A 21,974-nucleotide genomic window follows, 5' to 3' on the forward strand; every position below is an offset into this window, starting at 1 on the left:
CAGGCCTGAGCGTGTCAATCAGGGCTGGCTTTGCCGCCATGGAAGGTGGCGTCAAACCCTTCTGGTTGGAGAGTGTACGTGGAACCCAATTTTCGATCCAAAGCCGTTTCCCGCTTCATGCCGGACGTGCGAATTGAGACCGCGCTGGTGCGTGAGCGACTGTTACTGCAACTGGACGGAACCGCTGTTGCCAGCGCGTCAATGACCATCCTTCGTGCGCCTGCCGGCTTTGGAAAAACCACTCTCTACGCACAGTATTTACGGCAATTAAAGGCGTCGGGCATTACAACGATATGGATGAATGCTCAATCTCAGGACCGGATGTCCTCCCTGTCTGATGTGTTGTCTGAGGCGCTGCATCATTCGGGGCTCTGCGGGTTCCGATCCTGCGTGCGCATCACCGAGCTGCTTGCCCAGGTCAGTGAGCGTGTCGGGCGCTTTGCATTATTCATTGATAACGATGAATGGCTGGATACGGAAGCAGATGCTCAACTGATCGAATTGGCCAGAGAACTGCCGGATGGCGTGAGTTGTTACTTGGCCGGCCGGCGTCGACAAGAGGCGAGGTTAAGTCAGTATCTTCTGGGAGGCTACGTCCGCCTGATCGGTCCGGAGCATCTTGCCTTTACGTTCGAAGAGGCCGCGAGCCTGTTCACCGACGGTGTGCCGAGCGAGGCATTGACGCAGGCCTGGACTCGCAGTGAAGGCTGGCCTGCGGTGATGCAGTTGATGGCGCACCATCATGCCTTCAGATCACCGGGGAACAGGGAGGCATCATTCGTCAATTTCAATCCGATGGCCGCCGCACTGGTGGAATCCCATGACTACGTTGCTTCGCAGATCCTGGCGCCATTGCCCGATGAGGAGCGCCGCTTCCTGCTGGACACATCGATACTGGATGAGGTGACAGTCGACATTGCCAATGCAGTGCTTGAGCGCTCTGACAGTGCAAATCATATCGCCTGGTTCGCGGGGCTGGCTCCGTTGATCAAACATCGGACGGATGCGACGTCGGTTCATGTGAACCCCTGGCTGCGCGAATCCCTGATCTGGCACGCTCGCCTCATTGGGGATGACGTGATTGCACGTCGGCACTTGCGAGCGGCGAACGCCTACGCGGCTCATCAGGATTTGATCCGGGCAGTGGACCAGGCCATACAGGCCGGGGAGCCGGAAACAGCGGCCCGAATTGTCGAGCACAACGGCGCCGTACGGTTGATAGCCGATGCCGGCATCGGCAGAACCCAGGTCCTGCTTTCACGCCTGCCATCGGCGGTCAGGCAGGCCCATCCCAGGCTGCGCCTGTTGTACATCGCGCATCTGCTGACTGAAAACAACGCCCGTGAAGCGTGCTGGGACATGGAGCGATTGCAGCGCGAACTGCAGCTGGCGGAGCCTGGCAGCCCATTCGCACGGCTGGCTGCCGATGAAAATTTTCAGCTCGAAGTTTCGTTGGTCGATTGCTTGGTCCTGCTGAATCGGGCCGAGCATGAACTCATCATTTCACCTTGGGCACAACTCGATCGGGTCACACGCCTGGCGATGGTCCAGTTCTGCGATGACTGGCGAATACTCGGTCTGTTGCTGCCCCTGCAAATACTCTTTTTGCACCGCTATGGCCCCTTGTCGGGAGCGGCTCGCTACATCGCCCGGATCGAATTGATGTACCGCTCCGAAAACAGCGATTACAACATCCAGTGGGTGCGTTTTAATCGGGCACGCGAATGTGTGGGGTCCGGACACCTGGATCAGGCCGAAGACATTCTGCTCAAGGCGATCGATTCAAGTCATGCGGTCATCCGCTTCGAGCAAACATCATTCCGCAACATGGTGGCGGCCTTGCGCGCGCGCGTTGCGAACCTGAGCGGTGAACTGGAAAAAGCCCTGGCCATTCTTGAGGGAATCGAAGCGCACTCTGCCGGACTGCTGTTTGAGGTGACAGCCGCGGTCTACATCGAACGTGCGCGTTGTTTGTACGCCCTTGGCGATACGGTGACCGCAATGGCTCAGCTGGATGCTGCACAACGGCTCGCCGACTCCGAAACGTTGCCGCATCTTGGCGTGTTGGCCGCCTGCACCAGGCTGGTTTGGTTGGCTGACGAGGGGCGCAACGACGAAATGGAAGTGTTGGCGATGCAGATCAATCTCAAAGGTCTGTGGAAGGACGCTCGCGGTATCCGTAAGTTGCCGTGGGCCGACGTAGAAGCCGTCGGTCGTGCCGCCATTCGGTTTGCGTTGGCACGCGGTGATTTGAAGTATGCGAGTCTTTATGCCGATAGACTCCAGATATTGGCAGAGCAAATGGAGGAGCGTCCTGCGGTGATCGCCGCCAGGTTGTTGTACATGCGTGTTCTGATCGCGATCGGAGATGAGTGCGGGGCGCAAGGGATGTGGCAATCGGCACTTGCCATCGCCGCTGAGGGGCGTATCTCTCAACCGTTCGTGGATGAGTTGGTGGACATCGCCTGGCTCGAAGCCCGAGGGGACGACGAGCCGACGGCGATCATCGGATTGAAGCACCGAATTCGTGATGGCCGACTCGCCGCGATACGTCGAAGGATCGAGCGCAATGTGCAACTGACCATCCGGGAACGCGATGTCATGTACTGGCTGGTGCAGGGGCTGGCGACCAAAAGGATCAGCCGGGAACTGGGCGTTTCACCGGAAACGGTCAAGCAGCATCTGAAGACGATTTTCACAAAGCTGGGCGTTAACAGCCGAGGTGCCGCGACCGCTGCAGTCATCGGCAATATCATCCCGGTGAGTGACAGGTAAATCCCACGGGCTGTTCGTCAAGTTGACCAGGTATTCACACAATGTCTCTGGAGGTGAGCATGTGAATGCCATCTACCCTGGACAGCACGGCATCGATCAACGGCCCCGAGACCCGGGTCGCGCAGTCCTTGCGGCGCTGCATCGATCCATCAGCCGTTCGATGTAGCGCTGCAATTGGAAAGCGAGACCTTTGCCGCCCTGGAACGCAGTGCGAGTCGGCGGCCTTGGGTCAAATGGGTGTGAATGCGCTTATATCGCCGCAGCTACCACAATTCGCCGCCAAAACAGCTGGAGAGATCAGCACTGGGCATGTACCCAAGCCCAATTTAATGTTGGGCTAGCAGTGCCATTAAGTCATTTGAATGAAGGTTGTCTGGACCGCTAGAGTCGAGCCACAAGAGTTCGTTTTTCGAATAACAATGATCTGAAGTGGAGTGTTTTGAATGTCTATCCAGCCTTTTTTGATTGGCGGCGAATGGATCAAGGGCAATGCTGTGCCCATCGAATCCATCAATCCTGCAACCGGTGAGCTTAACGGTTACGTGGGATCGGCTAGCGCCGCTGACGTCGATCACGCAGTGACTAACGCATTGCAGGCGCAACGGCAGCCTTCCTGGTGCAACATGCTCCCTCACGAACGTGCACGTCTGTTGTACCGGGTCGCCGAGTTGATCATCGAGCGTGGCCCGCAGCTGTCGGCTCAACAAATGCGCGAAAACGGCAAACTGCTCAGCGAATGCTCCTTTCAGGCGGCCGCGGCTGCCGGTGCCTTTCGCTATTTTGCGGGCATCTGCGAAACCATGGTTTCGGAAGTTGCGCCATCACGCGGGCAATACCTGTCGACCGTAGTTTACGAACCCTTTGGTGTTGTGGCGGCGATCACGCCCTGGAACTCGCCCTTGACCCTGGAGGCTCAGAAAGTTGCTGCAGCTGTCGCTGCCGGTAACGCTGTGGTGCTCAAGCCTTCCGAATTCACGCCGACCCTGGCGCTGGAGTTGGGCCGAATTTTTATCGATGCCGGTTTTCCGCCTGGCATTCTCAACGTTGTGACCGGGTCCGGCCCAGAGGCCGGACTGGCACTGGTACAACATCCAGATGTGCGCATGATCTCGTTCACGGGGGGCACCGCCACGGGGCGGATCATCGCCAAAATCGCCGGTGAGCGTCTGGTACCGACAGCGCTGGAGCTGGGCGGAAAGTCGCCACACATCGTCTTCGCCGACGCCGATCTCGACGCGGCGCTCGATGCGGTGGTGATGGGTATTTTTAGTTCATCTGGACAGTCATGTATTGCCGGTTCGCGGTTGTTCATCGAACGCTCTATTTACGACGAGTTCCTGGGGCGTGTCGTGGAGCGCACGCGTGCGCTGCGTGTCGGGCCACCTGATGCGCCACAGAGCCAAGTGGCGTCACTGTCGTCCTTTATTCACCGCGAACGGGTTGAGCGTTACGTCGCCTCAGCGTTGAAGGAAGGCGGTCAGATTCTAGTGGGCGGTAAACGTCCGGATGCACCAGAACTGGAGAAGGGGGCTTATTACGAGCCGACCATCATTGCCGGGCTGCCGAGTTCGGCGACGGTGTGCCAGGAGGAAATTTTCGGCCCTGTGCTGTGTGTCCTGCCGTTTGATGGCGAAGCCGATCTGATCGAGCAGGCCAACGGCACTGTTTATGGCCTGGGATGTGGCATCTGGACCGAGTCGTTCAAAAAAGCCTGGCGCGTTGGCCGGGCGATTGAGTCCGGTACGGTCTGGATCAACACCTACAAAGCCTTGAGCGTTGCCACGCCGTTCGGTGGTTTCAAAGACAGCGGCATCGGGCGGGAAAAGGGGTTTTACGGCATTCGCGTCTACCAGGAAGCCAAGACCATTTACCTGGGCCTTGGCTGATCCTGTCGCTCAAATCGCGCCAGCGCGTCGCAGGTCTTCCATCAGGTACTGACGGAAGACCCTCAGCGCCGGTGATTCAGGACGGTTGTTAGGTCTTACCAGGTAATAACCGGTCTGCAGCAGCACCGAGTCTTTGAAGGGGGTGACCAATGCACCACTGGCCAGGTATTGGGTGACCAATACCCGTACACCGATGGCAACCCCCATCCCCTGGATCGCGGCTTCATAAGCCATGGCGGAGTTTTCGAATTTGATGCCGCCGTGACCATTGAGTGCATGCGCACCGCTGGCTTGCAGCCATGAGGTCCAGTCTTCGGAGCGGGCGATGGAGTGCAGCAAGGTGTGTTTGCCCAGATCGGTGGGGCTCGTTAACGGCGGACCGTTGTCGAGCAAGCGAGGGCTGATGACGGGCATCAGCTCCAGTGGCGCGACGAAGTCGGCACTGAGGGTCGGCCAATCGTTGGGCATGCCGGAGCGGATGGCGGCATCGATATTCTGCCGTTCGAAATCCACCGGGTTCAGCGAGGCTGTCAACCGCACTTCGATGTTGGGAAAGTCCTGATGGAAGCGCGACAACAACGGTATCAGCCAGCGCTGGGCAAAGGTGGTGTAAGCCTGGATCGACAGGATGTCGCGCCGACCACGGACGCTGATGGCTTTCGTCACGGTTTCAATTTCATCGAAGGCGCGGGTGATACCGTTCTGCAATTGTGTCCCTTGCGGCGTCAGACTGATGGAGCGGTGGCCACGTTGGAACAACTGCACGCCGAGGTTCTCCTCCAGCAGCCGCACTTGTCGGCTGATCGCAACCTGGGTGACGTGCAACTCATTCGCGGCCTGAGTCAGGCTCAGGTGGCGAGCAGCGGCTTCAAATGCTTTGAGGGGGTTTAGCGGGGGCAGGTGACGCCTCATGAAATGTACTCGATGATGGCTAACATTTTGTTGGTCAACCTATAACCATTACTCATTTGCGTCAATGTCTGTCCGAGTAAAGAATTCATCGGCACCGTCGTGCTTAACAGCACATTAGCGAGTGCAGTGTGAAAACAATAATAAGCGACTGCCTAAACAGGAGACAGTCATGAGCACCGGAACTTTGGATACGCCACTCATTGCTAATACATCTTCGGATGCCGACACCAGAAGTACCTATAAAACCATTGCCTTCAGATTATTGCCGGTTTTGTTTATCTGCTATTTTTTCAACTATCTGGATCGCACCAATATCGGCATCGCCCAACTTCAGTTGAAATCCGATCTGGGTTTTAGTGACGCCGCTTATGGTTTGGGCGCTGGCTTGTTTTATGTCGGTTTTATCCTGTTCGAAATCCCCAGCACGCTGATGCTGGACAAACTCGGTGCGCGCAAGACGTTGTTGCGTATCATGGTTTGCTGGGGGCTGGTAACGTGCCTGACCGCCTTCATGCGAACACCGGCCGAGTTCTACATCGCGCGTATTTTGCTGGGATGTGCCGAGGCCGGGTTCCTGCCAGGCATCGTTTTGTACTTGAGCTATTGGTTCCCGGCACAGCGCCGTGGCCGCATCACGGCGATGTTTTTTATCGCCATTCCCATGTCCGGCATTTTCGGCAGTCCGCTGTCGGGTTGGATCATGCAGAACTTCCAGGCCTACATGGGCATGCATGGCTGGCAGTGGATGTTCATCCTTGAAGGCCTGCCCTCGATCATCATGGGGGTCGTCGCTTACAGCCTGCTGGCGGATCGCCCGGAAAAAGCCAAATGGCTGACACCTTCGCAGAAAGCCATCGTCGCCGACGCCTTGAGCGCAGAGCACCGCAACAAGTCCGATCGCAGCCATAGCTCGCTGTGGAGCGTGCTGCGTGACCCGCGCGTCTATGTCATCAGTTACGTCATGTTTGCCAGTTTCATCTGTGCCAACACCCTGACGTTTTGGACGCCGACCATCATCAGAAATTCCGGCATTGCCGAGATACTCAACGTTGGCTTCCTGGCCGCCATCCCGCCGTTCATGGGCATCATCGGGATGTTGATTGTCGGCTGGCATTCGGACCGCAAAATGGAGCGGCGCCTGCACACCGTGGTCCCGGTGCTGTGCGCGGCGATCGGGTTGGCGTTGCTGCCGGAGTTTCGTAACGATCCGATCATGTCCATTGTCTTGTTGTCGATGGTTGCGACCGGACACTACTCGTCCTTGCCGACGATTTTTTCCATGCCGTCCAGCTACATGACCGGCGGCGGTGCGGCGGCGGGTATCGCCTTGATCACCACCCTGGGCTCGATCGGCGGTGCGGTGGCCCCCTCGTTACTGGGGTTGATCAAGGACTTGTCCGGTAGTTTCGATCTTGGGTTTCAGATCTATGCCGGTGTTATTACCCTGGGCGCTCTAATGCTAATGGTCTTCGTGCCAGGAAAGTTGCTGGGTGAAAAAGCCAGGTCTATTAATTGATTGAGTGCGCTCGCCCTCATCTTCGCGGTTGAAATGTTGTTGGCTAGACCATTCTGTTAGTTGGACTGATTGAACTTTCATTCTAAATTTTTAAGGTTTCTTATATGGAAGCATTACAGCTTATCGACTTGCGTATTGAATCGGGTATTGCAACCCTGATACTTAATCGTCCTGAAAAACGCAATGCAATCAGTGACGCAATGCGCAGCGAGTTGATTATCGCGTTGGAATATCTGGCTCAGGAAAGTTCGGTGCGGGCCATTGTTTTGACGGGCAACGGCAAAGGCTTTTGTGCCGGCGGTGATATCAGTGGCATGAGTAAACGCATGCAGGCACCGGCAGGCGAAGTGGCGTTTAACGGCTGGAGTCGCCAGCAGCGCGTGCATCACACGGTTTCACTGTTGCACAAGATGCCGAAGCCAACGATTGCCGCCGTGAATGGTTCCGCTACCGGGCTGGGGGCCGACATGGCCATGAGCTGTGATTTTGTCATCGCCTCCCAGACTGCCAGTTTTGCCTGGAGCTACATCAAACGCGGTCTGATCCCGGATGGCGGAGGTTTGTATTTCCTGCCGCGCCGGGTGGGTCTGGCGCGAGCCAAAGAGTTGATTTTCAGCGGGCGAACGGTGGCTGCAGCCGAGGCATTGACGCTGGGTATCGCCGATCGCTTGAGCCCGGCGGACGCCTTGCTGGCCGACGCACAGGCTTGGGCGAAGGAGTTGAGCCAAGGCTCGGCCGCCGCGCTGGCGCTGGGCAAATCCATTCTGGACCAAAGTTTTGAACTCTCTGCGGCGCAGGTGTTTGCCCAAGGCAGCCAGGCGCAAGCGGTGTGTTACAGCACCAACGCACACCGTGATGCCGTGACTGAATTCTTGAATGCCGCCTCGCGCAAGGAATAACCCGATGAACGCTATTTTTCGCCTGTTGAGTCCGCGCAGCGTTGCTGTCATCGGTGCGTCGTCGGACCCGAGTAAAACCGCTGGCCGCCCGATCACGTATCTGAAAAAACATGGTTTTGACGGGACGATTTACCCGGTCAATCCGCGCTATCAGGAAATTGCCGGTTTGCCGTGCTATGCCGACATCGCGTCGCTTCCGGAGGCGCCGGACGTAGGGATTGTCTTGCTCGGCGCTGAAAAAGCCCACGAAGCGGTACGGGCACTGGCGTTGCGCGGTACCGCAGCGGCCATCGTCCTGGCCAGCGGTTACACCGAGCTGGACGGTGAGGGGGGCAAGCGCCAGCAAGCATTGCTGGAAGCGGCAGGCAGCATGCGCTTGCTGGGGCCCAACACCATCGGTCTGGTGAATCTCACCGACGGTATTACCCTGTCGGCCAGTGGTGCCCTGGAGATGGAGCATTTCCCCGTCGGCGGCATCGCCGTGGTCTCGCAAAGTGGCGGCATTCTTGGCGCACTGTTGTCGCGCGCCGCGTCGCGGGGCATTGGTCTGTCCAAGCTGATTTCGACCAGCAACGAGGCCGATCTGGACCTGGCGGACTTCGTCGATTACCTGGTCGACGACGACGCGACCTCCGTGATCGCGCTGTACATGGAAGGCCTGCGCAACCCGGAAAAATTCCGCCAGGCGGCCCTTAAAGCCGCGCGTGCCGGCAAACCGATCGTGGTGTTCAAGATCGGACGCTCTGAGTCCGGTGCGCGCTCGGCGGTATCCCATACTGGCGCGATGGCGGGTGCCGATCGGATGTACGACGCCTTGTTCCAGCAACTCGGGATCATCCGCGCGCAGACCTTCGCCGACCTGCTCGATCTGCCGCATGCGCTGTCTTCGGCTCGCCAGTTACGGGGCAAGCGAGTGGCCATTCTCACCTCAACGGGGGGCGCGGGTACGTTGGTGGCCGACAGTTTGGGAATGGCCGGCTTCGATACGCCGCCACCTGATGAAAGTACCGCCGCGCGTCTGCGGGACTTGCAGCAGGGCGGGCCGGCTGCGCTGGATCGCAATCCTATCGACGTGACCCTTGCAGGCCTGCAACCGGATTTACTGCGCAGCGCGATTCGTATTCTGCTGGACAGCCCTGGTTACGACGCGGTGGTGGTGATTGTCGGCTCGTCTGGCCTGGCCATGCCGGAGTTGATGGCCGACGCCATCAAGCAATGCCTGCCCGCCAGTGACAAACCGGTGCTGGCCTATGTCAGCCCGCATGCACCGCAAGCGATCAGCGTGCTCAATGCCTATGGCGTGCCCGCGTTTACCGCGCCGGAAAGCTGCACCTCGGTACTGGCGGCCATGTTCGACAAAGCGTCGCGACCTGCGTTCGCCGAGTCATCGCCCCTCATCCAGCCCTCGGTGGATCTGACGGACCTCGGCCATGGCTCGCTGAACGAAGTGCAAGCCAAGCAATTGTTTGCCCGTTTCGGTGTGCCCATAGCGCGGGAGATCATCGTGGCCAACGCCGAAGAAGCGCAGGCTGCGGCCCATGAATTGGGCGGGCGCGTCGTGCTCAAAATGCTGTCCAGTCACATCACCCACAAAAGTGAAGTCGGCGGCGTTGCGGTCAACCTCAATGCTGTCGACGTCGGCCCACGATTGGAGCGGATGCGCGAAGAGGTCGAAGCCAATACCGGAGAAACCCTGGAGCGCTTCATCGTTCAGGAAATGGTGCCCGGTGGCGTTGAGTTGATTCTTGGCCTGCGCCGTGACCCACTGGGGATCGCCGTGTTGTTGGGCATGGGCGGTGTCACCGCCGAACTGTTCAACGACACCAGCCTGCGCATGCTCGTACCCGGTGCCGGACTTGATCGCGAGCAAGCACTGGCGCTGGTGCAGGGTCTGAAAACCTGGCCGCTGCTGGATGGTTTTCGTGGGCGTCCGCGCGCTGACGTTCCGGCCTTGGTGTCGGCCATCGTCGCGTTCTCGAACATGGCCGCGCAGCTGGGCGAGCGCCTCGGCGAGGCGGAAATAAATCCGGTGTTTGTCTTGCCCCAAGGTCAGGGTGTGATTGCCGCGGACGGCGTCGCGGTGCTGAATCCATGAACCTCACGCCAGTGTTGCATGTGCAGCAGGACGGCGACGTTGCCGTGTTGATTATCGACAACCCGCCGATCAATGCCGCTTCCGCGCAAGTTCGCCGGGAACTGCTGATGGCCATCGAACGAGTAGACGCCAGCGACGACATTCGTGCCGCTGTGATCATGGGGCAGGGTCGAGGTTTTATTGCGGGCTCCGATCTGCGCGAATTCGGTCAGCCGTTGCAGGACCCGCAATTGCCTGAGGTCATTGCCGCGATTGAAGTGTGTGCCAAACCCGTGGTTGCCGCACTGCATGGTGCGGCACTGGGGGGCGGTTTCGAGTTGGCGCTGGGCTGCGATGGACGAATCGCCAGCCAAGCCTGTCTGCTGGGGTTGCCAGAAGTCACGTTGGGCATTATCCCCGGCGCAGGCGGAACGCAACGTCTGCCGCGGCTGGCGGGCATGGCCGCCGCCGTAGAGTTGATTTGTTCCGGCCGGCGGGTGAGCGCTGTCGATGCGCTGAAGTCAGGGATGATCGATGTCGTTGCTGACGGTGATCTACGCGCGGCGGCAGTACGTTTCGCGCGACAGGCGTGCAAGCGTCCGGTATTGGCGATGCCCATTCCTGAAGCGTCTGTCGAGCAGCTGGATAAGGCCTGTTCCCTGGCATTGAGTAAAGGGCGCGGCCGCCCGGCAGTTCAGGCCGCCATCGAGGCGGTGCTTGATGCGGCGCGGCTACCTGCCGCGCAGGCATTGAGCAACGAACGTGAAGCCTTTCAACGGTTGCGGAGCAGCCCGGAAGCAGCGGCGCTGCGTCACTTGTTTTTCGCCGAACGGAGCGCGGGGCGCCTGCCAAAGGCGGATGCAACACCGGCGATGCACGTCGAGCAAGTCGGCATCATTGGTGCCGGCACCATGGGCGCCGCTATCGCCGTGGCGTTTCTCGACGGCGGTTTTGACGTGACCTTGATCGAACAATCACCTGCGGCACTGGCCGCCGGTCTGGAGCGCATCGAGGCGATCCATGCCAAACAATTGCACAGCAAAAAGCTGACCGAACAGGACCTTCACCAACGCTTGCAGCGCTTGCATCCGTCCTGTGCTTTCGAGGCGTTGGCAGGGTGCCAGTTGGTGGTGGAAGCGGTGTTCGAAGACATGGCCGTGAAGCTTGAACTGATCAAGCGGCTGGATGCCGTGCTGCCAGCCGAGACGATCATCGCCAGCAACACGTCATATCTGGATCTGGACGTCATCGCCGCCGCCAGTGCCAGGCCTGGCCTGGTCTGTGGGCTGCACTTTTTCAGTCCGGCCAATGTCATGCCGCTACTGGAGGTTGTCCGTGGCGCCGCGACCACATCGCAAACACTGGCCATGGCACTCGCGGTGGGCAAACGCCTGGGCAAGGTCCCGGTGATCGCGGCGAATGCCTTCGGTTTCATTGGCAACCGGATCTACGCCGCCTACCGCCGACAATGCGAGTACCTGCTGGAGGACGGTGCCTCGCCACAGCAGATAGATGCGGCGATGCAAGCGTTCGGATTTGCCATGGGGCCGTTCGCAGTGGCTGATCTGTCTGGACTGGATATCGCTTGGCGTATACGCAAGGCTGCAGCGCCAGATCGGGACCCACGCATACGTTACGTCGCGATTGCGGATCGACTGTGCGAAGCCGGCCGGCTAGGCCGAAAAACGGGAGCGGGGTATTACCACTATGCCGATGAGAAGCGTCTGGTCGATCCGTTTGTCGAGACACTGATTGCGCAGGAGCGCGAGAAAAAAGGCCTCGTCCCGCAGGTGTTTTCCGACGCTGACATTCAACAGCGGCTGCTCGGCAGCCTGATCAGTGAAGCGGTGTTGCTGCTGACGCAAAACGTCGCGCAGCAGGCCAGCGATATCGATTTGGTGTTGGTCAACGGTTACGGCTTTCCGCGCTGGGAAGGTGGTCCGTTGTTCTGGGCGCGACGTCAAGACCCGCAGTGGCTGGACGCTTCGTTGCGGGCATTGGCGACGGCCAGTCAGGGCATTGCGGTGGCCAGTGTGGAACAGGTCATGACGGTGCTCGCGACAACGATCTGAACAATAAAAACGAGGTGAATACCATGCAGGAATCTATCGATGCCGTGGGGTTTGTCGGCTTGGGTGTCATGGGTGAACCGATGTGCATCAACCTGGTCCGCAAGGGTGGGCTGCCGGTGCACGTCTTTGATCTGGATGCACAGGCGGTCGATCGCTTGCAGGCTCAGGGGGCTCGGGGGTGTGGGAGCCTGACCGAACTGGCGGCTGGGGTGGAGGTATTGTTCCTGTCTTTGCCGGGTATCGACCACGTCGAAAAAGTCTGCCTGGGCAAGGGCGGGCTCGCCGAGACACCGGGACGCCTGAAGCTGATTGTCGATACCAGCACCAGCGATGTAGAGCGTTCACGCAACCTGGCCAGAACCCTGCGCGACAAGGGCATCGGCTACGTCGATGCACCGGTGGCGCGCTCAAGGGAAGCGGCGCGACAGGGGACGTTGATGATCTGCGTAGGTTCGACGCCGGAGCATTTCGCCACGCTCAATCCGCTACTCGGCAGCATGGGCACGGATGTGCTGCATTGCGGCCCGGTCGGCTGCGGGCAAGTGATCAAGATCATGAACAACATGGTGGTGTTGATGACGGTCAACGCCCTGGCCGAGGCGCTGGCCATCGGGCGTCGCGCCGGGGTCGAGCCAGCGCTGTTGTTCGACGCACTGTCCAAGGGTTCCGCTGACAGTTTTGCGTTGAGGGTGCCGGGCATGTCTTCGCTGCTGCCAGATGAGTTCCCGATGAAAACATTCCCTGTCGATTACGCCCTCAAGGACATCCGCCTGGCGCTGGAATTGGCCGCCAGTGGCGGCATCGAGGCGATCTCAGCGCAAACCACGGCCGCATTGCTGGAACGCACGTCGGCGGCGGGTCATGGCGATGCTTATTACCCCGTGATGATCAAGTTGATCGAGCATCGCTGACTGCCTGGAGCGCCGATCTGAGACACCCCGTTTCAACGATTGATACCCATAAAGATAATGAATCAGACCTGCCTGAGGCAGGTCGCACTCTGGAGCAGCGATGAATAACAATAAAAAGATAGCGGGCAGTGTTGTCGTGTCGGGATACGGCCTGTTGGCGGCAGCGATGTATGCATCACCGAGCCAGGCCGCCGGTTTTATCGACGATGCCCATGGGACTTTCCAGACCAGCAACTTTTACTACAGTCGAGACTTTCGCGACGGTGCCGGGCAGTCGAAACGAGAAGAGTGGGCACAGGGTTTCATGCTTGATCTGCGCTCCGGCTACACCCAGGGAACTGTCGGTTTCGGCCTGGATGCATTGGGTATGCTCGGTGCCCGCCTGGACTCGAGTCCTGACCGGACAGGCTCGGGCTTGCTTCCCGTCCATGATGACGGCCGGGCGGCCGGCGAATACAGCAAACTGGGGCTGACCGCGAAAGTCAGAGTGTCGAAGTCCGAACTGAAGGTCGGGACCTTGCAATTCAAGATGCCGCTATTGGTGGGTAATACCGGACGCATCTTGCCGCAGACTTTCAAGGGCGGGACCATCGACTCTAAAGAACTGGATCATTTCACCTTTACTGCCGGCTCGATCAACGGTGCAACCGCCCGGGATTCCACCGACAACGATGCGTTGACATTGACCAACCGCAACCATCGTTTCGTCGCGACACCGCAGGCCGATCATTTCCGTTTTGGCGGGGTGGACTATGCGTTCAGCCCGACGCTGAATCTGACCTACCAAGCGGCGGAACTGGAAGATATCTACACGCAGCACTACTTGGGTCTGGTGCAGACCTTGCCATTGGGACCCGGCAAGTTGAAAACCGATTTGCGTTACTTCATCAGTGACAAGAGCGGCGCAGCTCACGCGGGTGATATCGACAACCGCTCGTTCAACGGCATTCTTACCTACAGCCTGCAAGGTCACGCATTGGGCGTGTCCTACCAGAATATGACCGGCCGCACGGCGATGCCCTATGTAGGAGGGGCGGATGTGTACACCAGTCACTTCGCCCTGGTCGGCGATTTTGTCGAGCGCAATGAACGGACCTGGCAACTGCGTTATGACTTCGATTTCGCTACCGTCGGCCTTCCTGGGCTGACAGTGATGACCCGTTACATTGCTGGCAATGACGCAGACGTTTTGACCCATAACGGCAATGGCAGCGAGTGGGAGCGCAATAGCGAAATTGGCTATAGCGTCCAGAGCGGCGTACTAAAAAATGTCGGCGTCCGCTGGCGTAACAGTACTTACCGTTCCAACTTTACCCGAGGAGTCGATGAGAACCGGCTGATCATCAGTTACAGCCTGCCGTTGTTCTAGGGATAGGATGAGTACGCCGGTTCTTGCCGGATTAAGGCAACTGATTCAAAGGGCAGTTGTTCCAACAACGTTCGAACTCAATCAATGCGAACTTTCACCTGTTGCTCAAGCCAGGGGAGAGTGCTTCTACGTGCGCAAAAAAGAGGAAAAGGCATGAGTCGTGATGTGTATATCTGCGACGCCATTCGCACCCCTATCGGGCGTTTCGGTGGCAGTCTGGCGACGGTGCGGGCCGACGATCTGGCAGCGGTAACGCTAAAGGCGCTGGTAGCGCGAAACCCCGGGGTGGATTGGCTGCAACTCGATGAAGTGTTTCTCGGCTGCGCCAACCAGGCCGGCGAAGACAACCGCAACGTAGCGCGTATGGCGCTGCTGCTGGCGGGGCTGCCTGAGAGCGTACCCGGGGTGACGATCAATCGCTTGTGTGCCTCGGGCATGGACGCAGTCGGCACGGCGTTTCGAGCGATTGCCAGTGGCGAAATGGAATTGGCCGTGGCGGGTGGCGTCGAGTCGATGTCACGGGCGCCCTATGTGATGGGCAAGTCCGACAGTGCGTTTGGTCGCGGCCAGGCCATCGAAGACACCACCATTGGCTGGCGCTTCATCAACCCCTTGATGCAGGCGCAATATGGCGTCGACGCCATGCCGCAAACGGCAGACAACGTGGCCAACGAACAGCTGGTTTCTCGGGCTGACCAGGACGCGTTCGCCTGGCGCAGCCAACAGCGTGCCATGCGTGCCCAGGACCTGGGTTTTTTCGCCGAGGAAATTGTCCCGGTACTGATCAGGGGCAAAAAGGGCGATCTAGTGGTGGATCAGGACGAACACCCGCGCCCGCAAACAACTCTTGAGGCACTGGCTCGGCTCAAGCCGGTCAATGGCGGTGATAATACGGTAACCGCGGGCAACGCTTCCGGGGTCAACGACGGCGCAGTGGCGCTCATCCTGGCCTCGGCCGTCGCGGTGCAACGACACGGGCTCACGCCACGGGCCAAAGTCCTGGGCATGGCCAGTGCCGGCGTTGCCCCGCGAATCATGGGCATGGGGCCGGTTCCAGCGGTGCGCCAGTTGCTGCAGCGCCTGGGCTTGGTCATCACCGATTTCGACACCATCGAGCTCAATGAAGCCTTCGCGAGCCAGAGCTTGGCGGTGCTCCACCAACTCGGGCTGGCGGATGACGACATTCGGGTCAATCCCAACGGCGGCGCGATCGCCTTAGGTCATCCCCTCGGTGCATCGGGTGCGCGCCTGGTGATGACGGCAGTGCATCAACTGGAAAAGTGCGCCGGGCATAAAGCTCTGGCAACGATGTGTGTCGGAGTAGGACAGGGAGTGGCGTTGGTGCTGGAGCGTGTTTAAGGTCGAATTCTCCCCTAACATCATGTATTTGGACATTACTGAGGGCGCGTAGAAATAAAGGTTCACCGAGTCGAAAGGTTGAGTGGAGCGATTGGTCTGTTGCTTGAGCGTGTGCTGCTCGATCATCAATCGTTTCGGAAACGATGACGGCCCAAGGAATTTCTTGGGCCGCTTTGTAGGGAGGACTGCCTCGGCGAATAGCCGCCTTGAGCAGCACCTGCGAGCAGGCTGGCATCATCACCTTCGTACCGAAACCCCTGACATCAGGCAGCAAAGCCGATAGACCGTTGAACATCCTTTTGGAACGCTCAAATACTGGATGAGAAGTACCCACTTCCTGACCAAAACTCTGCCGAGGGTAAGTACCGAGATGAGCCTTCATGTGCTGGCCTACAACCTCAAACGAATGATGAGCATCTTCGGTATCTCAGGACTGCTTGAAGCGATCAGGGCGTGAATCCAAGCTGCTTGATCGTCCGTGAGTGGCTGTCAAACAGCATTTACGAACGCCTATGTAGCTGACTAGGGTAATTCGCGCTTCCGTCTGTTGGTTTTGCAGGTAACGCCCGTAGGGTGCCGCGAGCGCACAAGGGCTTCAACCCCCATAACTTTTCCAGTACTCAGACTAACCTGGGGCTGGTAGTCCAGATACAGCACGTCACGATCCAAACCTCGACGCAGATCACCGAGCATGGCGAGACGTTCTGGAGAGCGCTGATCTGAGCCAGGATCGTAAGCGAGTATGCCTTTCCCCTGCGTCTTGGCCTCATACATGGCAATGTCGGCGCGCTGCAAGAGTGATGAAGAATCGTCACCGTGCAAACCAGAGATGACAACGCCTATGCTCGCTTCGACGTCGAGATCGATACCTTCGATTTCAAATGACGCCGCGATCACAGCGTGTAGCCGTCGTGCCGCTTTTAATGCGTCTTCCAGACCATCTACGAAGGGTAGCCACACTCTTGATCTGATTGGCCGGAGTACGACTGGCGAAAATCATTGAATGGGGCGGCATGATAAAGCTGTCGCACTGCTCCATATTACCCTGGCGGGTAAAGATAAGAGTATGCAAATCGGGATAGGCGGCGCAGCTCAAATAGCCGTCTTGCTTTTTGGCCGAATCGTTAAAGGCTTGCTAAAGGGGTTCACGCAGAACGATGCGCGGCGCTATAACGCCAGATGCCTTGCTATCACCATAGAATCAAGCCACCACGGAGAGACTGTTGCACAGTTAGCGTCCTAATGCAGGGCATTATTTAAAATTCAATATGTAATGCAAAAAATACCCGGTTTTAATATCCGAAGAGTCAATCTTCGAGTTGGTTTGGCATGGGGCGTTTTTTCTTGTGCTTTGAGTGTGTAGTGCGGGGGAGGGTAGTCTTCCCCCTAGAGTGTATGCAGTTTTTACCTGTTAAGATTGAGGTGCTCCCTGATAGGGTTTTCAGCTTTAATCAGGCAGTGTTTAAGACAGGAAGTATTTTTAACGTATGGATCGCGTCTTAATCGTCATGCTCCATCCTGATTTGATAGAGTTTAGTTGCATCGCTGGGGGTGTTTTTTTAAAATCATTGACAGTGGTTTTTTTATCTGTGAGTATTTTTTTACTGATATGCAGTATGTTTCTTGAATTCTTGGTTTCATTGCAGACTCAACCGAGTGGCGACGTCGATTGTCTTTGAGAGCGATATGCGCATGGAGGTGGCAGGTATGACGGGGAATCTTTTGGTGCGCAAAAACGAAGGCGTCAGGCTTTCATTTTTAGAAGCCAATGAAAAGAAATTCGTACCACAATACTTTTCTTGTTCCCGGAGGAAACCGCCGCTGTTGCGATCTGGGCAGGCAGTCGGTGGCCTGTAGCCTGGGTGTTAAGCGGTCCGCGCTGTGGCGCAAGTGCTTTCAAGGCTACCCTCGCGAAACATGCAGGGTGTTCGGCATTGGCCGTTGTGCATCGAATGTCCTTTGTCTTGAATGATTTGAGAATGGCATTCGAGAATTGTCGGTTTTCGACGGTCTGATATTGGTCAAGTTGACCACGGTCTATCCGGCGATAGATTATGCATATTGCGATTTGCCTGGAAAAAGCTCCCCAAGTGCCTCGCACTGGTCGACATTGAAGGGAGGGAATAATAGTCCGATTGTCGAGGTCAGTTCCTATGTCATGCCAAGACCACCTCAGTTAAAGAGCGCCGCGGTCAATGTAAAGTCATTACTGCGGAAAGCCTCTAGTGATCCTTTTCGGATCAACGCCATGAGAAGTTTATTCGCCGAGCATGAGGTTAGAATGTTCCGTCTCTCTCGTACTCCTTTGTCGTCTATAGATGGATTGATGGATGGCTGGCTTCATCATTGTTTTTGGCTGCACGGTCTTAATACCGAATTGGGCGAGGATCATCCATTGTCAGGGTGGTGTTTCGACTTGTTTGATGGTTGGAAACAGGCAGTGATCAGTATGAGTCTATTGGACGTGCGCTGCGCTCAATGGTTGGAGCCAAACAAGTTGAATGCACAGGCCGTCCGCTCAAAAACAGCGAATGAGGAGTGGCGTTGTTGCAGGGAGGCGAAGCGGGACGAGGAGCCCCCTTTTCCCATCCCCTCAATTGGCGTCGCGCATGGTGCGGACGGAGCTCGGCTGACCGGCCGCGAGCAAGCGGTTCAGGACGAATTCCCCCTCCGTTGCGTCGGTGCGGCGGCCGGCGTCGTTTCGCGCGCGCAGCCGCGTCCGGATGAGAACCTTATAGTGGCCTATCGTGCTTTCGACCAGTGCGCCAGCCGTAGCTGGTTACCTCCTGCCAGCCCAGCCTGCCGAGCGCTGCCACGGTGTGAACATGAATGTCGCGGCGCAAGGCGTTCATCCTCAATACAGAATCCGCCATCGAGGTGGTCCGGGGCGGAATCACCACCGCGATGTCCGCGCCGCTCGAGGTGTGGCGTTCCAAGCATCAATGGCTGGCTCCGTGATCCGCAGCGTGAGGCTGCCGTGTCGGCGCTTGGCATTGAACTTGTTGGGCATGGCGATCTGGTGACTTCGATGTCGGCATCCTACCGAGTGCTCTCAGTATCCCTGATGGACGGATCGGGAGTTGTTGCATGTATGACCCCGGCGCCCTTTGCAAGCCCTACGCAGTGATGGGAAGTGGTCTGCACTTACTTTATCCGGTTCGCTTGGCGGGCGGCGCTAAATGATGATGGCAAGCAGGTAATGAGTATGTATTCAGAAAAGGCCGGTTTGGATTCCACGTCCGACATCTCCGATCCATCCAGAAAAGCAGGCGAGGGCGGTGGGTGGGAGATGCCCCTGAGCCCGGCGCAACAGGGTGTCTGGTTTGGCCAACTGCTTCAGCCCACCAGCTCGACTTATAACATTGCCGAGTATCTGCAGATCCACGGTCAGATCACACCGGCTATTTTCGTACAGGCGCTGCAAGAGGTGTTGGCGGAGGCTCCAAGCCTGCACCTTACGTTCGTCGACACGGGTGAAGGGCCCGTCGCGCGTAGCGCTGTTCATGAGGGTTGGTCGCTGCCGATTATCGATTGCAGCGGCGAAGCTGATCCGCAAACTACCGCCCAAGCCTGGATGCGGGCTGATCTGGCTCATCTGGTCGATCCTGCCAAAGGCCCTCTGTTCGGTTTTGCCTTGCTGCAGGTCGCACCGGACTGTTTCCTGTTTTATCAGCGCTATCATCATCTGATTGCCGATGGCGCAACCCGGGCGATGATCACCCGTCGCCTGGCGCAGGTCTATTCAGCCTTGGTCACCCGGCATGAGCCAGAGCCTTGCTGGTTTGCCGATGCCGAGCATCTATTCAGTGAAGCCGCGAGCTACCAGGCGTCTGATGAATGGCATACGGACAAGCAGCACTGGCTGGACTACCTTGACAGCGCACCGGAGCCATCGAGTCTGTCCTGTCGACGTACCCACGACGAAGGTATCCTGCGTAGTAGCCTGTATCTCACACAGGCACAGACCGCTGGTCTCAAGGACATGGCGCAAGGTCATGGCGTGTCGATGCCGCAACTGCTCGTTGCCCTGATTTCGATTTACCTTTCACGCATCACTGGCAAGAACGAGCTGATCGTTGGGTTCCCGGTGGCGGCGCGCCACACCACGGCGTTACGTCATACGCCGGGCATGTTGGCCAATGTGGTTCCCCTGCGCCTGGCACTGATTCGTGAGCAGGGTCTGTCGACGCTGCTGCGCCAGGTTGGCGAAAAAATCACTCAGGCATTGGCGCACAGACGCTATCCATCCGAGGTCCTGTACCGGGATCTGGGTTTGATGGCCCGGCAGGAGTCGTTGTTCGCCCATTCGATCAGTATCGAACCTTTCGACTATGACTGCCGTTTCGCAGGTCACTCGATCACACCGCACAACCTGGCCAATGGCCCGGCTGCGGATTTGAACCTCTTTGCGTTCAATCGTGGCACACAGGCGGGTATCGAGTTGCATATCGACGCCAACGCCGCCTTGTACGAAATGGGTGACGTGCAGGGGCATCTCGAGGGGCTGGCGCGGCTGTTTCAGGCGGTGCTGGACCGGCCGGAGCTGCCGCTGGGCCGTTTCGACCTGTTGGGCGCGCCCATGCGACAGTTGCTGCTGGAAGACTGGAACCAGACCGGCACGCCATACCCCGATAACCTGTGCATTCATCAGTTGTTCGAGCAACAGGTGTCATGCGCACCTGACGCGAGCGCGCTGGTGCACGATGGGCAGCACCTGAGTTATGCCGAACTCAACGCCCGGGCCAACCGCCTGGCACATCACCTGCGCGAATTGGGCGTGACGGCGGATACGCGGGTGGCGATCTGTCTGGAGCGTTCGCTGGAGCAGGTGGTAGCGGTGCTGGCGGTGCTCAAGGCCGGCGGTGCCTATGTACCGCTGGACCCGGCGTACCCGGCCGAGCGACTGGCCGACATGCTCACCGACAGCGATCCATGTGTACTGCTCACCCACGGCGCGGCCCTGGCCCCGCCTTCGGGTACCGCACGCATCGACCTGCAGACTGATGCACATCACTGGGCCACCTTGCCTGCCGACAACCCGAGCCTTGATGGCCTGACCGCGCGGCACCTGGCCTACGTCATCTACACCTCGGGTTCGACCGGTCAGCCCAAGGGGGTGATGGTCGAGCACCGTGGCCTGGTCAACCTGTCTCGGGCGCAGATTGCGCTGTACGGGCTCACTCCGGCCAGCCGGGTGATCCAGTTCGCCTCGTTCAGTTTCGATGCCTGCGTCTGGGAAATGGTCATGGCCCTGGGGGCGGGAGCGACCCTATACCTGCCAAGCGAGCCGCAACGTCAGGTCGGCCTGTTCGATTACCTGACCGAGCACCGTATCACCCACGCTACCTTGCCGCCGGCCTTGCTGCAGGGGCGCACGGATCTGGACGCGCTGGACCGGCTGGAAACGCTGGTGCTGGCTGGCGAGGCGCCCAGCGCCGCGCTGATCCAGGCCCTTGGTCGACGGGTGCAGGTGCACAACGCCTACGGCCCGACCGAGACCACGGTGTGCGCCACCGATTGGGCCTGTCTGTCGACATTGTCCGCCGAGCCGGTATCCATTGGTCGACCGTTGCCCAATACCCGGGCCTATGTGCTGGACGCTCATGGCGAGCCGGTGCCAGTGGGCGTGGCGGGTGAGCTGTGGGTGGGAGGCGTCGGTGTGGCGCGCGGCTACCTGAACCGCGAGCAACTGACTGCCGAACAGTTCAAGGCCAGCCCTTTCCTCGAGGGCGATCGGCTGTACCGCACAGGCGATCTGGTGCGCTACCTGGCGGATGGCAACCTGGAGTACTTGGGCCGCGCCGATCAGCAGGTAAAAATCCGCGGGTTCCGTATCGAACTGGGCGAGATTGAGACGCTGCTACGCGGGCACCCGGCGGTGCGCGAGGCGGCGGTGATCGCCAGGGCGGACGACGCGGGTGCCAAGCGCCTGGTGGCCTACGTGGTGCCGGTGTCGGGCGATGAGTTGTCCCTGGCGCAGACGCTGCGCGGACACCTGCAAGCGCGCCTGCCGGATTATATGGTACCGGCGGCCTACGTGACGCTGGCGAGCCTGCCGCTGACGACCAACGGCAAGCTCGACCAGCGTGCGTTGCCGGCGCCGGACACGACCGCCTTCGTGCAGGGCGCGTATGAGAAGCCGCGAGGCGAGACCGAGAAACTGCTGGCGGGAATCTGGCAGCAACTGCTGGGTGTGGAGCG

General features: G+C 58.7%; 13 protein-coding genes and 1 pseudogene. 12 read left to right on the top strand and 2 right to left on the bottom strand.

From position 1 onward, the window contains the following. Positions 1–78 precede the first annotated feature (78 nt). Positions 79–2,775, top strand: a complete 2,697-nt coding sequence (locus HB680_RS33090) for a LuxR C-terminal-related transcriptional regulator (RefSeq protein WP_213939253.1) — start codon at positions 79–81, stop codon at positions 2,773–2,775. A gap of 443 nt (positions 2,776–3,218) precedes the next feature. Beyond that, the gene (locus HB680_RS14250; RefSeq protein ID WP_213939254.1) at positions 3,219–4,661 is read left to right on the top strand and encodes an aldehyde dehydrogenase family protein; all 1,443 of its coding nucleotides are present in this window, start codon (positions 3,219–3,221) and stop codon (positions 4,659–4,661) included. A 9-nt stretch (positions 4,662–4,670) separates the two neighbouring features. Here HB680_RS14250 and gcvA read toward each other — a convergent pair whose 3' ends face one another. After that, a complete protein-coding gene (gene gcvA, locus HB680_RS14255) occupies positions 4,671–5,573 on the bottom strand; it encodes a transcriptional regulator GcvA (RefSeq protein WP_213939255.1) in 903 nt (300 codons plus the stop codon). Positions 5,574–5,742: 169 nt separating this feature from the next. Between gcvA and HB680_RS14260 the strand changes: the two genes are divergently transcribed. The 8 genes and pseudogenes from HB680_RS14260 to HB680_RS14295 all read left to right on the top strand — a co-directional run. After that, entirely contained in the window at positions 5,743–7,089 is a 1,347-nt protein-coding gene (locus HB680_RS14260; protein WP_213939256.1) for an MFS transporter, read from the top strand. 104 nt (positions 7,090–7,193) lie between these two features. Beyond that, complete coding sequence (locus tag HB680_RS14265) at positions 7,194–7,988, top strand: enoyl-CoA hydratase/isomerase family protein (protein WP_213939257.1); 795 nt, start codon at positions 7,194–7,196, stop codon at positions 7,986–7,988. Positions 7,989–7,992: 4 nt separating this feature from the next. Beyond that, positions 7,993–10,083 carry an acetate--CoA ligase family protein gene (locus HB680_RS14270; RefSeq protein WP_213939258.1) on the top strand — a complete coding sequence of 697 codons (2,091 nt, stop codon included), beginning with the start codon at positions 7,993–7,995 and terminating at the stop codon, positions 10,081–10,083. Then, entirely contained in the window at positions 10,080–12,134 is a 2,055-nt protein-coding gene (locus tag HB680_RS14275; RefSeq protein ID WP_213939259.1) for a 3-hydroxyacyl-CoA dehydrogenase NAD-binding domain-containing protein, read from the top strand. Before HB680_RS14270 ends, HB680_RS14275 begins: the two co-directional genes overlap by 4 nt. 23 nt (positions 12,135–12,157) lie before the next feature. Then, positions 12,158–13,045 (top strand): NAD(P)-dependent oxidoreductase, encoded by an 888-nt coding sequence (locus HB680_RS14280; RefSeq protein WP_213939260.1) that lies wholly within the window; start codon positions 12,158–12,160, stop codon positions 13,043–13,045. Positions 13,046–13,145: 100 nt separating this feature from the next. Next, positions 13,146–14,414: an OprD family porin gene (locus tag HB680_RS14285; protein WP_213939261.1), complete on the top strand. Its 1,269-nt coding sequence runs from the start codon at positions 13,146–13,148 to the stop codon at positions 14,412–14,414. A gap of 153 nt (positions 14,415–14,567) precedes the next feature. Beyond that, positions 14,568–15,773 (top strand): 3-oxoadipyl-CoA thiolase, encoded by a 1,206-nt coding sequence (gene pcaF, locus HB680_RS14290; protein ID WP_213939262.1) that lies wholly within the window; start codon positions 14,568–14,570, stop codon positions 15,771–15,773. Positions 15,774–16,050: 277 nt separating this feature from the next. Further along, positions 16,051–16,230 (top strand): annotated as a pseudogene (locus HB680_RS14295) (transposase); the annotation flags it as partial. A gap of 65 nt (positions 16,231–16,295) precedes the next feature. On the opposite strand, the gene HB680_RS14300 reads toward HB680_RS14295, so the two are convergent. Continuing rightward, a complete protein-coding gene (locus HB680_RS14300; protein WP_213939263.1) occupies positions 16,296–16,733 on the bottom strand; it encodes a diguanylate cyclase in 438 nt (145 codons plus the stop codon). A 1,869-nt stretch (positions 16,734–18,602) separates the two neighbouring features. On the opposite strand from HB680_RS14300, the gene HB680_RS32780 reads away from it, so the two are divergent. Both HB680_RS32780 and HB680_RS14305 read left to right on the top strand, forming a co-directional pair. After that, a complete protein-coding gene (locus HB680_RS32780; RefSeq protein WP_256735529.1) occupies positions 18,603–18,731 on the top strand; it encodes a hypothetical protein in 129 nt (42 codons plus the stop codon). Between the two features lie 241 nt (positions 18,732–18,972). Continuing rightward, a partial coding sequence (locus tag HB680_RS14305; RefSeq protein ID WP_213939264.1) for an amino acid adenylation domain-containing protein occupies positions 18,973–21,974 on the top strand: 3,002 nt, incomplete at its 3' end.

The sequence above is a fragment of the Pseudomonas sp. dw_612 genome, assembly GCF_018449725.1.
Taxonomy (GTDB): Bacteria; Pseudomonadota; Gammaproteobacteria; order Pseudomonadales; family Pseudomonadaceae; genus Aquipseudomonas.